This window comes from Streptomyces sp. NPDC019224 (genome assembly GCF_040632605.1).
Lineage (GTDB): Bacteria > Actinomycetota > Actinomycetes > Streptomycetales > Streptomycetaceae > Streptomyces.
The window spans coordinates 1-12,909 of the sequence record NZ_JBEYCF010000091.1 but is presented as its reverse complement, the minus strand read 5'-3'; the positions used below and the strand labels follow the sequence as shown (position 1 = coordinate 12,909).

The 12,909-nt window shown below is 72.2% G+C and carries 11 protein-coding genes; 4 read left to right on the top strand and 7 right to left on the bottom strand.

From position 1 onward, the window contains the following. Positions 1 to 131 precede the first annotated feature (131 nt). The 7 genes from ABZ564_RS32225 to ABZ564_RS32195 form a co-directional block, all read right to left on the bottom strand. Positions 132 to 1,382, bottom strand: a complete 1,251-nt coding sequence (locus ABZ564_RS32225; RefSeq protein WP_360862983.1) for an ABC transporter substrate-binding protein — start codon at positions 1,380 to 1,382, stop codon at positions 132 to 134. Further along, a complete protein-coding gene (locus ABZ564_RS32220; RefSeq protein ID WP_360862981.1) occupies positions 1,379 to 2,479 on the bottom strand; it encodes a branched-chain amino acid ABC transporter permease in 1,101 nt (366 codons plus the stop codon). Before ABZ564_RS32220 ends, ABZ564_RS32225 begins: the two co-directional genes overlap by 4 nt. Beyond that, entirely contained in the window at positions 2,472 to 3,362 is an 891-nt protein-coding gene (locus tag ABZ564_RS32215; protein WP_360862979.1) for a branched-chain amino acid ABC transporter permease, read from the bottom strand. Before ABZ564_RS32215 ends, ABZ564_RS32220 begins: the two co-directional genes overlap by 8 nt. Beyond that, a complete protein-coding gene (locus ABZ564_RS32210; protein WP_360862977.1) occupies positions 3,359 to 4,168 on the bottom strand; it encodes an ABC transporter ATP-binding protein in 810 nt (269 codons plus the stop codon). The genes ABZ564_RS32215 and ABZ564_RS32210 overlap by 4 nt, the downstream gene beginning before the upstream one ends. Further along, positions 4,165 to 4,962 (bottom strand): ABC transporter ATP-binding protein, encoded by a 798-nt coding sequence (locus ABZ564_RS32205; RefSeq protein ID WP_360862975.1) that lies wholly within the window; start codon positions 4,960 to 4,962, stop codon positions 4,165 to 4,167. Before ABZ564_RS32205 ends, ABZ564_RS32210 begins: the two co-directional genes overlap by 4 nt. A 331-nt stretch (positions 4,963 to 5,293) precedes the next feature. Next, positions 5,294 to 6,409 (bottom strand): glycerate kinase, encoded by a 1,116-nt coding sequence (locus ABZ564_RS32200; RefSeq protein WP_360862985.1) that lies wholly within the window; start codon positions 6,407 to 6,409, stop codon positions 5,294 to 5,296. A gap of 181 nt (positions 6,410 to 6,590) precedes the next feature. Next, positions 6,591 to 7,667 (bottom strand): LacI family DNA-binding transcriptional regulator, encoded by a 1,077-nt coding sequence (locus ABZ564_RS32195; RefSeq protein ID WP_360862973.1) that lies wholly within the window; start codon positions 7,665 to 7,667, stop codon positions 6,591 to 6,593. A gap of 171 nt (positions 7,668 to 7,838) precedes the next feature. Between ABZ564_RS32195 and ABZ564_RS32190 the strand changes: the two genes are divergently transcribed. From ABZ564_RS32190 to ABZ564_RS32175, 4 genes are all read left to right on the top strand, one after another. After that, on the top strand, positions 7,839 to 9,167 hold the full coding sequence (locus ABZ564_RS32190; protein WP_360862971.1) for an extracellular solute-binding protein: 1,329 nt from the start codon (positions 7,839 to 7,841) through the stop codon (positions 9,165 to 9,167). Continuing rightward, complete coding sequence (locus ABZ564_RS32185) at positions 9,164 to 10,162, top strand: sugar ABC transporter permease (protein WP_360862969.1); 999 nt, start codon at positions 9,164 to 9,166, stop codon at positions 10,160 to 10,162. Before ABZ564_RS32190 ends, ABZ564_RS32185 begins: the two co-directional genes overlap by 4 nt. After that, the gene (locus ABZ564_RS32180) at positions 10,159 to 11,007 is read left to right on the top strand and encodes a carbohydrate ABC transporter permease (protein WP_360862968.1); all 849 of its coding nucleotides are present in this window, start codon (positions 10,159 to 10,161) and stop codon (positions 11,005 to 11,007) included. Before ABZ564_RS32185 ends, ABZ564_RS32180 begins: the two co-directional genes overlap by 4 nt. 137 nt (positions 11,008 to 11,144) lie before the next feature. Beyond that, on the top strand, positions 11,145 to 12,836 hold the full coding sequence (locus ABZ564_RS32175; protein WP_360862966.1) for a glycoside hydrolase family 13 protein: 1,692 nt from the start codon (positions 11,145 to 11,147) through the stop codon (positions 12,834 to 12,836). The last annotated feature ends 73 nt before the right edge of the window (positions 12,837 to 12,909 follow it).

Sequence of the window (12,909 nt, the reverse complement as noted above, 5' to 3'; positions counted from 1 at the left end):
CCCACCCCCGGAGGGCCGCCCGCTCTGCTTACCGCACCGCTCCCTACCACAAGCTCCCCCCCACCCCCCGGCAGCGGGGGGCGCCCCGCGCGTGGCGTGCCGCCCGCCGGTCATCTCCCTTGCGGACAGGGCTACTTGACGATGTAGGACTTGGCCGCCGCGGCGGCCTCGGCGGGCCTGACCACCTTCAGGCCGCCGGGGACCTTGTCGTCCGGCTTCATGATCACGCTCTCCCGGGTGGAGGGCGCCGCCGGGTCGGTGAAGTCGTGCGAGACCCCGAAGTCGGTGCCGAATCCGGTGATGGTCAGCAGCGCCCTGTCGATGCCTTCGCGGGTGAGGTCCTTCGCCGCGCACGCCTTCTTCAGGGCCTCGCCGTACAGGTCGGCGGCCGTGTAGCCGGCGATGACGCCGTTGTCGAGACCTTCCTCGGGGTAGGCGGCGGCGTACTCCTTCGCGAGTTTCGCCGGGCCGGTGCCCGGGTCGCCGATCGGCAGGGTGGACGCGGCGACGTAGTAGTCCTTCATCAGGGCCGGGCCGGCCTGGGTCTTCAGCAGCTGCGGGGCGTACGCGGAGTTGTTGCCGATGACCGGGACCTCGAAGCCGGTGGCGGCGGCGACCCCGACGAGGGATGCGGCCTGGCGGGGGCCGGCGCTGACGACGACGGCCTTGACGCCCGCCTGCTTCAGGGCGGCGACCTGGGCGGTCATGTCGTTGTCGGTGGGCTTGATCTTCTGCTCGACGACGGTGAGACCCGCCTGCTTCGCCGCGTACTTGGAGCCGGCGAGCGCGTTCTCGCCGTAGTCGCCCTCGAAGTAGACGTGGCCGATCCTGTCGCCCTTGGCGATGCGCTTCTCGGCGAGCAGGTAGTCGATCGCGTTGATCGTCTCGACGTCGTACGTGGCGCCGATGACCCGGACGTACGTGCTGCCGAGCAGGTTGGCGGACCACGCCTGCGGGAGGACGAGGCCCTTGTCCTGGCCGTCGATGCGCTGCTCCACCGCCGCGACGAACGGGGAGCCGATGAACTGGACGAAGCCCAGCACCTTCGGTTCCAGCTCGGTGTAGCCGGCGACCGCCTTCTGCGGGTCGTAGCCGTGGTCGCGGACGGTGAGTTCGATCGTGCGGTCGCAGATGCCGCCGGCGGCGTTGGTCTGCTTCACCCAGAGCCGCTGGGCCTGGGTGACGCTCTTGCCGAGCGAGGCGTAGACGCCGGTCATGTCGGTGAGCGCGCCGAGCGCGATCGTGGAGTCGGTGACGCCCTCGCCGGTCTTCACCCCGCCCTTGGCCTCCTCTCCCCCGTCGGAGGACTTGGCCTTCTCGCTGCACCCCGTGAGGGTGAGGGCGAGGGCCGCGCACACGGCCCCGAGCACACGCAGTTTCATTTCTTCTCCCCTGAGTTCTTCATCGGGCGCGTCAGGCCGCCGGGCAGGAACAGGACCGCCGCGACCACCGCGGCGCCGTACAGGTAGCGCGACGCCTCGCCCGGTGCCAGGCCGCCCGTACCGGGGGCCGCGACCAGGGGCAGGGAATCGCTGTAGCGGGTGAGCAGCTGCGGCAGCAGCGAGACGAAGGCTGCGCCGACGACCGCTCCCGCCACGGTGCCCAGCCCGCCGATGACGATCATGGCGAGGTATTCGAGTGACAGGACCATGCCGAAGTACTCGGGGACCGTCCGCTGGAAGACCAGGGCCAGGAGCACACCGGCCAGGCCGGCGTACATCGAGGACAGGACGAAGACGCCCGCCCGGTACCGCGCCACCGGGACGCCCATCACACCGGCCGCGATGCGGTGGTCCCGGATGGCGTTCAGCGCCCTGCCCGGCCGCCCGCGCAGCACCCCCCGGGCGAACAGGCCGCTCAGGAGCAGGGCGAGCAGCGCCGCGTACCAGAGCTTCTCGGAGGACTGGAACGGCACCGCGGCCACCAGCACCTCGGTGTCGTCGAAGGCGAAGCCGAAGAGCGAGAGCGGCGGCACGGAGCGGCCGTTGTAGCCGCCGGTGAGGGAGGACGCGTTGAACAGCACGTGCTGGCCGATGAAGATCAGCGCCAGGGTGGCGATGCCGAGGTAGGCGCCGCGCAGCCGGCCCGCGATGGGGCTGAACAGCCCGCCGGCGGCCCCGGCGAGGAGGACGGCGAGGACGGCGGCGAGTCCGCTGGGCAGGCCGAGTCCGGACAGGGTGTGCCCGTTCTCCGTACCGCTCTCCCCCGCCAGGACGCAGTATCCGTACGCGCCGACGGCGAGGAAGAAGGCGTGGCCCATGGAGAGCTGGCCGGTGGCGCCGGTGAGCAGGTTGAGCCCGATGGCGCCGATGGCGGCGGCCATCGCGAAGAGCCCGGCCTGGAGCCAGAAGCGGTCGAGGTAGAAGGGGAGGGCGAGGAGCAGCACCGTTCCCCCTGCCCAGAGCCAGGTACGGGGATGGCGCAGCCGGGCGGTGAGGGCGAGGGTGGCCGCGGCGGGCGGGGTGGTGGTCTCAGACACGGGCCGGCTCCTTCGTGCCGAGGAGTCCGGCGGGACGTATGAGCAGCACGATCACCATCACCAGGTAGGGGGCCAGGTCGCCGATGCCGCGGCCGAGGAACGCCAGGTCGCTCTGGTAGCCGGTGGCGAGCGATTCGGTGACCCCGACGATCAGTCCGCCGGCCAGGGCCCCGGTCGTCGAGTCGAGTCCGCCGAGGATGGCGGCCGGGAACGCCTTGAGCGCGGCGAGCGAAGTGGCCCGTTCCAGGCCGGGGGTGGGGAAGACGGTGAGGAACAGCGCGGCGACGGCGGCGAGCGCCCCGGCGACCGCCCAGGCGGCGAGCGACACCCGGCCGAGTCTGATCCCCATCAGGGCCGCGGTCCGCGGGTTCTCGGCCGCCGCGCGCATCGAGACGCCCCAGGAGGTGAAGCGGAAGGCGAGCAGGAACACGGTGATGAGGAGGGCGGCGGCGACGAACGCCGCGATGCGGGTCTGGGCGAGCGTGACGCCGCCGACGGTGAGGACCCCGTCGCCCCAGGGGTCGCCGAGCGAGAGCACTTCCGTGCCCATGCGCCGGGTGAGTTCGGTGGTCAGGAGGATGTCGACGCCGATGGTGACGATGGCCAGGACGCTGTGGTCGCCGCCCCGGTAGCGGCGCATCACCAGGAACTCGACGGCCGACCCGACCACGGCCGCGCCCGCGATGCCGACGGCGAGGGCGGGCCAGAAGCCGATGTCGTCGTGGAGCACCGCGGTGACGTAACCGCCGGCCAGCAGCAGTGACGCGTGGGCGAAGTTGACGACCTCGGTGGCCTTGAAGATGACGACGAAGCCGAGCGCGATCAGGGCGTAGACCGAGCCGATGGACAGGCCGCCGAGGAGGAGTTCGATGAAGGTGGTCATTGCGGTGCTCCCAGATATGCCTGGACGACGGCGGGGTCGTTCTGGACCTCGGCGGGGGTGCCGCCGGCGATCCTGCGTCCGAAGTCGAGTACGGTCACGGCGTCCGCGAGCCGCATCACCACGCCCATGTCGTGTTCGACGAGCACGATCGAGATGCCGAGGCCGTCGCGGACCCCGGCCACGACCGCCGCGGTACGCCGCCGCTCGTCGGCGGTCATCCCGGCGACGGGTTCGTCCAGCAGGAGCACCTGGGGCTCCATGCACAGCGCCCGGCCCAGCTCGACGAGCTTCTGCTGCCCGTACGGGAGTGCGCTCGCCGGCCGCGCCAACTCCTTTTCCAGTCCGATGAATTCGGCGATCTCGCGGACCCGCTCGCGGTGGGCCCGGGCCTCGCGGGCGGCGGACGGCAGACGCAGCCCGGCGGCGAGGAACCCGGCGCGGGTGAGCCGGTGCCGGCCGAGCATGAGCGTGTCGGCGACGGTGGCGTGCGGGGGCAGCGCGAGGTTCTGGAAGGTCCGGGCGACACCGAGCGCGGCGATCTCGTGCGGGGCTCGCCCGGTCAGCTCGGCCGATCCGAGCCGGACGCTGCCCGCGGCCGCCCGGTAGACCCCGGACAGCACGTTGAACGTGGTCGACTTGCCCGCCCCGTTGGGGCCGATGACGGCGTGCACGCTGCCCGGTTCGACGGTGAAGGAGACGCCGTCCAGGGCGGTGAGGCCGGCGAAGCGGACGGTGAGGTCGTGGACGGTGAGGGGGGCGGGGGTGGAAGGGGTGGCGTGGCCGGTGCCCCGGGGGGTGACTGTCACGCCGACCACCTGCTCAGGGTGCGTACGGCCGTCGCCGCGCGGTCCGCGTCGGCGGCGGCCGTCTCGTCGACGACGCCCAGATAGCGGCGGCGCACCTCGTCGGACGCGGCCAGTTCGTCGGCGGGCCCGTGCAGCGTGACCTCGCCGACCTCCAGGACGTACGCGGTGGTCGCGAGCCGCAGGGCGATCGCCGCGTTCTGCTCGACGAGCAGGACGGACGTGCCCGAGGCGTTGATCTCCCGCACCGTGTCGGCGATGCGCTGCGCCATCAGGGGCGCGAGCCCGAGCGAGGGTTCGTCGAGCAGGAGCAGCCGGGGCCGCGCCATCAGGGCCCGCCCCATGGCGAGCATCTGCTGCTCGCCGCCGGACAGCAGCCCGGCGCTCTGGTGGGCGCGGCGGGCCAGTACCGGGAACAGTTCGTGCACGCGCTTCAACGCGTCGGCCGCCGCCTTGCGTCCGCCGGGGGCGCCGAGGGCGCCCGCCCGCAGGTTGTCGGCCACCGTCATCCGGGCGAACACCTGTCGCCCCTCGGGTACGTGGACGATCCCGGCGGCCACCACCCGGTCGGGCCGCTGCCCCTCCAGAGGGCGCCCGTCGAACCGGACGGTGCCGGTGCCGGTTCCTCCGTGGAAGCCGAGGGTCCGCGATACGGCCCGCAGCAGCGTGGTCTTCCCGGCCCCGTTGCCGCCGAGTACGGCGGTGATCGCGCCGGCCGGCACATCGAGGGAGACGTCGCGCAGGGAGCGTACGGGGCCGTAGGCCACGGACAGTGCGCGGATCTCGAGCGTTGCCATGCGTCCTCCTCCTTCCGCGTTCCTGTGGGGCCACAGGTCAGCAGGGGTGGGAGGGGGGCGTCCATGGGGGGCGGGGGAAACGCTGCGGGTGCCCCGTACGGGGCGGGGCGGGGTTGTGCGGGCGCACAGGTGGGCGGGCGGCGGGGCGCCTGCGGCGGGCGTCGTCCCCTACCCGCCCTTCCCGTAACCGAGGCTCCGCCCCGCACCCCGCGCCTCAAACGCCGGCGAGGCTGGAAGGTGCCGCGCGGGGGCTTTCGAGCCCCTCCGGCGATCGAGGAGCGGGACCCCGGGGGCTCCGCCCTCGGTTACGGGAAGGGGTAGGGGGAAACTTTCACACCAGAAAATCGCGCGCGATCGACTCCGCCGCCCGCTCCAGCAGCGGCCCCGCCTCCGCCATGCACACCGCCGGATCCGGCTCCAGGTCCAGCAACGCGTACGCCCGGCGGATCCCCGCCCCCTCCAGCGCCTCCGGCGCCAGCGCGAGACGGCCGCAGACCGCGACGACGTCGACGCCCGCCGCACGGGCGGCCGCCGCGACGCCCGCCGGGGCCTTGCCGTGGAGGGTCTGGGCGTCGAGGGAGCCCTCGCCGGTGATGACGAAGGTGGCCCGCTCCAGCGCGGGGGCGAAGCCGAGGACGTCGAGCATGACCTCGATGCCGGGCCGGAACCGCGCACCGAGGGCGACGAGCGCCCCGTAGCCGATGCCGCCGGCCGCTCCGGCGCCGGGCAGTTCCGCCTGCTCCGGGCCGAGGAGGGACGCGTAGTGGGCGAGTGCCGCGTCGAGTACCGCGATATCGGCCTCGGTCGCGCCCTTCTGCCGGCCGTAGACCTCGGGCGCGCCCTTCGGGCCGGTCAGCGGGTTGTCGACGTCGCTGGCGAGGATCAGGTCGATGCCGGCGAGCCGGGTGTCGAGCCCGGAGAGGTCCGCCTCGGCCAGGTCCGCGAGGCCGCCGCCGCCCGGCCCGACCGGCTTGCCGTCCGCGTCGAGGAAGCGTGCGCCGAGCGCGGCCAGCATGCCGGCCCCGCCGTCCGTGGTCGCGCTGCCGCCGACGCCGAACACGATGGTCCGCGCCCCCGCTTCGGCCGCGGCGAGCAGGAGTTCCCCGGAGCCGTACGTGGTGGCCGTGAGGGGGGCGAACACCCCGTCGGGCAGGTGCTGGAGGCCGGACGCCTCGGCCATCTCGACCACCGCGGTGGTGCCGCGCACCGCGTACGCGGCGGTGACGGGGTCGCCGAGCGGCCCGGTCACCCGCGCCTCGCGGCGCTCGAAGCCGGCGGCCACCGCCGCCGCCACCGTGCCGTCGCCCCCATCCGCGACGGGCAGGGTCTCCACCCGCACGTCGGGGACGACGCGCCGCAGCCCGGCCGTCACCCGCTCCGCGACCTGCACGGCCGTGAGCGAACCCTTGAACTTGTCCGCCGCGACGAGCACGCGTGCGGTCTCCATCACTGCTCCGTCCGCCACCTTGATTCCTTTGCATTCGAACAGGCAGTCGCGCCACCCCGACCCTATCCGCAGCAACTCCTGTGTGCCATGGTCTGATCGATCAAACTGCGCCCAGGGCCGTCCCCTCATCCCTGGTGGATCGGCGCGGGGCGTCGGATGCGATGCGTCGCATGACTGCGCGTCACGCACGGTCCTGTCGAACGGGGTCCCCGGCGTCGCCCCGGCCCGGGAGGGGCGCCGGTCCCGTACTGCCACGCGGGACGAGTTCCACCGGCAGGACCACATGGCGCTCCCGGTACGCCTCGGGGTCGTGGATCAGGCCATGGGCCAGCTCGGCCGCCGCCTCACCCAGTCGACGGGCCGGCTGGGCCAGCGTGGACAGACCCCACGCCTCGGCCATCCCGTGTCCGTCGAAGCCGAGGATCGACATCCCCTGCGGTACCGGGACGTTGACCCCACGCAGAATCGCCAGGAGCCTGAAAGCGATGTCATCCGTCTCGGCGAAGATCGCCGTGGGCGGCTCCGCGAGGCTCAGGAGCCGGCCCACCGCCGCGTCCAGGTTGGGCCCCTGCCAGTGCGCGACCTCGCGGACGAGGTCCTCGTCCGGGTCGATGCCGGCCTCCGCCAGGGCGGTGCGGTATCCGTCGAGCCGGTCCCTGCTGCTCCAGGCGAAGCCCGAGGCGTCCGCGGGCTCCAGGTAGGCGATGCGCCGGTGGCCGAGGTTGAGCAGGTAGCGGGTACCGCGCTGAGCGGCCTCCGCGTCGTTCACGTAGACACCCGCCCTGCCCTCTTGGTGCTGGCTGACGAAGACCAGGGGCATGCCCAGGTCGTCCAGTCGTGCCCGCTCCTCCGGTGAGAGCGCGAAGCTGACGACGAGCAGGGCATCGGCGTTGCGGCGGGCCGGCAGCCGATCGAAGAACTGGGCGCGCTGCTCGGCGGTGGTGACGCTGTAGACCAGCATGTCCAGGCCGGCCGCGGTGAGCGCGGGCGCCAGGCCGGAGAGCGCGGCGCCCAGGAACCAGGAATCGAGGTTGGGCACGAGCACCGCGACCCGGCCCGTACGTCCCGTCACCAGGCTGGACGCACTGCGCGAGATCGCGAACGACAGCTCGCGCGCCGCCTGCTCCACACGCACCCGGGTCTGCGGCGACACCGTCGACAGCCCGCGCAGCGTGCGCGAGACGGTGGAGGGCGACACTCCGGCCCGCTGGGCGACATCCGCCAACGTGGCGCCCTTTTCAACGACTTCACCAGCCATGCGCGAGACGGTAACACACTGATTTATCCCCTCCGGGCACATGGTTATGACAGCGCTGTCAAAAGGGGCTTTCGGCTAGAAAAAAGGACTGCAACCGTTGACATGGCGGTTTATGGGTACCTACGTTGCTAGCGCTGTCATTCGACAGTCCGAGAGGGGAGGAACACATCCATGTCCCTGCGTCGCAGAGCTCTGCTGACGGGCGCCGCCACCGCGGCCGCAGCAGGTCTGCTGTCCGGATGCGGAGGGAAAGACCTCGACGACCTGCTCGCGCAGGCTGCGGCCGTTCCCAAGAAGCCCGCCCGACTGACCTGGTGGGTTTCCGAGATTCCCTCACGCCGGGGATCCGTCGTCGCCGACCTGATCATCCGCGCCTTCGAGCGACGGCACTCCCATATCCGTGTCTCGAAGATCAACGCGCTGTCCACCTCCGACGGCAACCGCAGCGCCATCGCCACTCAGCTCGCGGGCGGCTCGCCCCAGCCCGACGTGTACCTGGGCGACACCACGTGGCCCGTGCAGTTCGGCCACTCCTCGCTGGCGCTGCCGGTGGAGACGCTGCTCCCGCGCGACTTCTGGGACGCCTACCCGGCGGCCCTGCGCAGCAGTTCCTCGTACCGGGGCAGCGTCTACGCCGTGCCGTTCTTCACCGACAGCACCTACCTCTACTACCGCAAGGACCTGCTCGCCAAGCACGGGCTGCGCGTCCCCCGCAGCTGGGAGGAGCTGCTGCGCACCTCCCGCGTGGTGCAGCAGAGCGGTGACACGCAGGCCGGGTTCCTGTGGCAGGCGGCGGTGACCGAGTCCCTGACGGCCAATGTGACCGAGTTCCTCGCCGACGCGGGCGCCACCGTCCTGGACGAGCAGGGGCGGGCGGCCCTGAGCGGCGCGGCGGCCGAGCGGGCGTTCTCGCTGATGGCCGAGTTCACCGCCCGCCGGGTGACGCCCCGCACCGTGGCCACCTATCAGGAATCGGACTCCCAGGCCGCCTTCGTCGACGGGCGCGGACTGTTCCTGCGCAACTGGTCCTACGCCTGGGTCAACGCGAGCAACCCCACCGCTTCCCACGTCTCGGGGAAGATCGGGGTCGTTCCGCGCCCGGGCTTCGAGGGCACCGGCCGCCAGGGCATTTCCTGCGCCGGCGGCTGGAGCAACTTCGTCAACCCCAGCTCCCAGGCGCTGGGTGCCGCGATGGAGTTCGCCCGGTTCTGCGCCGGGGAGGAGGTGCAGCGCCTGCTCGCCCGGGAGGCCGGTGTCATCCCCGCGATGACCTCGGTGCTCGGCGGCCGCGAGGCGCGTGCGTCCGGGGATCCGACCGTGCTGCGCGCCGCTGACCTGCGGCTCGTCTCCCGGCCCGTGCAGACCCCCTACTACCCGCAGGTCAGCAAGGCGCTGTACACCCCGGCGAACGCGGTCGTACGCGGCGATCTCTCCCCCGCCGCAGGTGTCCGCGCCGCACGCGAAGGGCTGCGGACGGCCCTGGAAGGAAACGCGCTGTGAGTTCCGCTCTGCAGACGAAGACGGCCGTGGAGCCGTCCGAGGACGAGGGTCGCGGTACGCGCGGCGGGACCTCGCGACCGACCGGGCGGAACAGGCCCCCGGGAACCGCCGCCCGGCTTCGGGCCCGCACCGGGTGGGTCTTCGCCTCCCCCGCCCTCCTGGTCGTGGCGGCGGTGACGGTGTTCCCCGTCGTCTTCTCCCTGGTGCTGTCGTTCTTCGAGGTCCGGCTCGAGTACGGCGGCCTGCGCCTCGGCTCGCCCACCCTCACCCATTACAGCTCGCTGCTGACGCACTCCGAGTGGTACCAGGCGCTGGCGTTCACCGTGGGCTTCACCGTCGTCTCGGTCTTCGTCGAGCTGGTGCTCGGCACACTCGTCGCGCTCGTCCTGGAACGGCTCGGCGCCGCCCGCGGCTGGATCCTCGCGCTGCTCCTGCTTCCCTGGGCCCTGATCAACGTGGTGGCCGCACAGCTGTGGTCCTATCTGTTCAACGGCACCTACGGCGCCGTGAGCTGGCTCTTCGAGCAGGTGCTGGGCACCCAGCCGGACATTCTCGGGCGACCGGTGCCCGCGATGGCGGCGATGGTGGCGGTCGACGTGTGGAAGACGACCCCGTTCGTCGCCATCGTCGTGCTCGCCGGCCTGATGCTCATCCCGGGTGACGTGTACGAGGCCGCCGAGATCGACGGCGCGGGCGTCTGGACCACGTTCTGGAAGGTCACGCTGCCCCAGCTGCGGCCCATCGTCGCCATCGCGGTGCTCTTCCGCATCCTGCAGGCGTTCGGGATCTTCGACCTGCCGTTCGTGCTGACCCAGGGCGGTCCGGGCACGGCCACCCAGTCGGTGGCGATCCTCGGGTACCGCATTCTCTTCCAGAACCTCGACTTCGGCGGTGGCGCCGCGGTCGCGGTCACCACCGCAGCCATCGTCCTGGGCTGCTGCCTGCTCTTCCTGCGCGTATTCCGCGCCCAAGTCGACGAGGAGGGCCGGGCATGAGCCGCCACGTCCCGCGCACAGGCCTGCGCCGTTACGTCAACATCGTCAACATCGGCGGACTCCTGATCGCCGTGTGCGCCACGCTGCCGCTGATCTGGATGGCGACGGCGTCCCTGAAGGGGCCGGGCGAGATCAGCGCGACGCCGCCCTCGCTGATCCCCCATCACCCGACCCTCAGCAACTACGAAACCGCGTTCTCCCGCAACGGGATCGGCCACTACTTCTTCAACAGCGTCGTCGTGGCCTGCCTGTCCACCGTGCTGATCCTGTCCCTGGCGTTCTTCGCCGGCTACGCCCTCGCGAGGCTTCCGCTGCGCGGGCGGGGGGCGATCATGACGGCGCTGCTGATGCTGTCGGTCTTCCCGCCGATCGCCCTGCTCGTACCGCTCTTCCTGATGGAACGTCAGGTCGGCCTGCTCAACAGCTATCCCGGCCTGATCATCCCGTACGTGGCGCTGAACCTGCCGTTCGCGATCTGGATCATGCGCAACTACCTCACCGGCATTCCGCGCGAGCTGGAGGAGGCCGCCGTCGTCGACGGCGCCGGGCCGCTGCGCACCGCGGTGACGGTGATCCTCCCCCTGGCGCGGCCCGGTCTGTTCACGGCCGGTGTGTTCTCCTTCACCGCGACCTGGTCGGAGTTCCTTCTCGCGCTGACGTTCAACGGCTCCGACGACCGCCGCACCGTCTCGGTCGGCATCGCGCTGTTCACCAGCCAGTACCAGGTCCCGTACGGGGTGATCTTCGCCGGCGCGATGGTGGCGACCGTGCCGATCGCCCTCCTGGTGCTGATCTTCCGCCGCTCGGTCGTCTCCGGCATGACCACCGGGGCCGTGAAGGGCTGATCCGCTCCGCGCCACGTGCCGCCGCACAGCCGTGACAGCGGCCGGCCCGGTCCGGCCGCTGTGTCCACCGCTCGTCCCCCCTCTGCTCCGCACCGTTGTCCACACCCACCCTGGGCCCACGCCCGAGAGGTTCACAGATGCCCCACCCCGACGTATCCGCCCCCGCCTCCGACGACGCGGACTGGTGGCGGCAGGCCGTCATCTACCAGGTCTACCCCCGCAGTTTCGCCGACTCCGACGGCGACGGGATCGGTGACATCCCCGGCGTCACCTCCCGGCTGCACCACCTCGCCGACCTCGGGGTGGACGCCCTCTGGCTGAGCCCGTTCTACCCCTCGCAGCTCGCCGACGGCGGCTACGACGTCGCCGACTACCGCGACGTCGATCCCCGGCTCGGCACCCTCGACGACTTCGACGCGATGATCCGCGAGGCCGACCGGCTCGGCCTGAAGGTCATGGTCGACATCGTTCCCAACCACTCCTCCGACCAGCACGTGTGGTTCCAGGAGGCCCTCGCCGCCGCGCCCGGGTCAGCCGCCCGCGAGCGCTACGTCTTCCGTGACGGCCGCGGGCCCGACGGTGAACTGCCGCCCACCGACTGGCCGTCCAGCTTCGGCGGCCCCGCCTGGACCCGAGTGCCGGACGGCCAGTGGTACCTGCACCTGTACGCGCCGCAGCAGCCCGACTTCAACTGGGACCACCCCGAGGTCCGCGAGGACTTCCACACCACCCTGCGGTTCTGGTCGGACCGGGGCGTCGCCGGATTCCGCGTCGATGTCGCCCACGGCCTCGCCAAGGATCTGAGCGCGCCGCTGCGCGACCTCGGCGAGCACCTCAGCTACCAGCCCGGGGCCCTGCCGCTGGACGGCAGTCACCCGCTGTGGGACCGGGACGCGGTTCACGAGATCTACCGCGGCTGGCGGCAGGTCTTCAACGCCTACGACCCGCCGCGCTTCGCCGTCGCCGAGGCATGGGTGCGCTCGGCGCGGCGCACCGCCTACGCCTCCGCGGACGGGCTGGGCCAGGCGTTCAACTTCGACTTCCTCTACGCCGGCCTCGACGCCTCCGAGATGCGCGAGGTGATCGGCTCCGCGCTCGCCGACGCCGAAAGGGCGGGGGCGACCAGCACCTGGGTGCTCTCCAACCACGACGTCGTACGCCACGTCTCGCGTTACGCCCTGCCCGCCGGCAGCACCAAGCGCGACGTCGAGGAATGGCTGCTCAGCGACGGCCGGACGCCGGCACCGGACATGGCGGCGGGAGTCCGCAAGGCGCGCGCCGCCGCGCTGCTGATGCTGGCCCTGCCCGGCTCCGCGTACGTGTACCAGGGCGAGGAGCTGGGCCTGCCCGAGGTCGCCGATCTGGCGCGCGCGGATCTGCAGGACCCCATGTGGGTGCGCAGCGGCGGACGCGTCAAGGGCCGCGACGGGTGCCGGGTGCCGCTGCCCTGGACCCGTGAGGGCTCGAGCTTCGGGTTCGGTCCGGGCGGCTCGTGGCTGCCGCAGCCGGCCGGCTGGGGCGCTTACGCGGCAAAGGAGCAGCGCGGCGACAAGGAGTCGTTCCTGGAGCTGTACCGGGCGGCCCTGCGGCTGCGCCGCGCGCTGGTCACGGACGAGACGCTGGAGTGGGCCTGCTCGCAGGAGCAGACGGGTCAAGGCCTGCTGCACTTCACCCGCACCGGTGGCTGGCACACCGTCAGCAACCTCGGCGACGCTCCCGTCCCGCTGCCCGAGGGCGAGGTGCTGCTCGCCTCCGGCCCGCTGTCCGGTGACGTGCTGCCCCCGTGGACCACCGTGTGGCTCCGGTCCGGGGAACCGTCCGGAAGCTGAAAGAACCGGTGGGCCCCGCGCGTCGCGGGGCCCACCGGTGGTCGCCTTCCACCCGCCGGCCGGTGAACGGCGC

Coding starts and splice junctions, on each gene's coding strand:
- ABZ564_RS32180 (WP_360862968.1), top strand. CDS start 10,159: ATGAGCCGCCACGTCCCGCGCACAGGCCTGCGCCGTTACGTCAACATC.
- ABZ564_RS32190 (WP_360862971.1), top strand. CDS start 7,839: ATGTCCCTGCGTCGCAGAGCTCTGCTGACGGGCGCCGCCACCGCGGCC.
- ABZ564_RS32195 (WP_360862973.1), bottom strand. CDS start 7,667: ATGGCTGGTGAAGTCGTTGAAAAGGGCGCCACGTTGGCGGATGTCGCC.
- ABZ564_RS32175 (WP_360862966.1), top strand. CDS start 11,145: ATGCCCCACCCCGACGTATCCGCCCCCGCCTCCGACGACGCGGACTGG.
- ABZ564_RS32205 (WP_360862975.1), bottom strand. CDS start 4,962: ATGGCAACGCTCGAGATCCGCGCACTGTCCGTGGCCTACGGCCCCGTA.
- ABZ564_RS32215 (WP_360862979.1), bottom strand. CDS start 3,362: ATGACCACCTTCATCGAACTCCTCCTCGGCGGCCTGTCCATCGGCTCG.
- ABZ564_RS32200 (WP_360862985.1), bottom strand. CDS start 6,409: ATGGAGACCGCACGCGTGCTCGTCGCGGCGGACAAGTTCAAGGGTTCG.
- ABZ564_RS32225 (WP_360862983.1), bottom strand. CDS start 1,382: ATGAAACTGCGTGTGCTCGGGGCCGTGTGCGCGGCCCTCGCCCTCACC.